This window comes from Neobacillus pocheonensis, assembly GCF_050477905.1.
In the GTDB taxonomy this organism is placed as follows: domain Bacteria; phylum Bacillota; class Bacilli; order Bacillales; family Cytobacillaceae; genus Neobacillus; species Neobacillus pocheonensis_A.
Window position 1 is genome coordinate 1 of the sequence record NZ_JBCNAD010000131.1, and the last position, 1,029, is coordinate 1,029.

Annotated in this window: 1 protein-coding gene; it reads left to right on the top strand. The window is 50.6% G+C overall.

The features are described 5' to 3' along the window. A partial coding sequence (locus ABES02_RS29990; RefSeq protein ID WP_430141754.1) for an Ig-like domain-containing protein occupies nt 1-1,029 on the top strand: 1,029 nt, incomplete at both ends.

Below are 1,029 nucleotides of genomic sequence, written 5' to 3' on the forward strand. Positions count from 1 at the left end.
AATGAAATTCAATCCTTGGCAATTAACCCCGAAGCCGCAACAATGAAAACAGGAGATATCCAGCAGCTCACTGTAACCGCAACGATGGGAGATGGCAGGCTGAAGGATGTGACGGCGAGCAGTGCAGGAACCATGTATACGAGCAGTAACTCAGCGCGAGCAATGGTCGATGCAGAAGGGAAAATCACAATTCCCGGTACTGCTACGGCAGGTACGGTAACGATTTCGGCGAAGAATGGAATCTATCAATCAACAGTCGTAGTGACAGTAGGGAAAAACCCGGCAAATGAGATTAGCAGCGTGGCAGTGGTCCCAGGTACTGTAACATTAACAGCAGGAGCAACTCAGCAATTGACGGTAACCGCAACGATGGGAGACGGCAATCTGAAGGATGTTACAGCAAGCAGTACAGGAACGGTGTATACGAGCAGTAACACGGATCGAGCAACGGTCGATGCAGAAGGGAAAATTACAATTCCGAGTACGGCTACGGCAGGTACAGTAACGATCACGGCTAAGAACGGAACTTACCAATCGACAGTCATAGTGACGGTAGGGAAAAACCTAGCGAATGAGATAAAGAGCTTGGCATTGACCCCAGGCACAGTGACATTGACAGCAGGAGCGACCCAGCAGTTGTCGGTAACCGCAACGATGGGAGACGGCAGTCTGAAGGATGTGACGGCGAGCAGTGCAGGAACCATGTATACGAGCAGTAACTCAGCGCGAGCAATGGTCGATGCAGAAGGGAAAATCACAATTCCTGGTACTGCTACGGCAGGTACGGTAACGATCACGGCTAAGAACGGAACCTACCAATCGACAATCGTAGTGACGGTAGAGAAAAACCCGGCAAATGAGATTAGCAGCGTGGCAGTGGTCCCAGGTACTGTAACATTGACAGCAGGAGCAACTCAGCAGTTGACGGTAACCGCAACGATGGGAGACGGCAATCTGAAGGATGTTACAGCAAGCAGTACAGGAACGGTGTATACGAGCAGTAACACAGATCGAGCAACGGTCGATGCA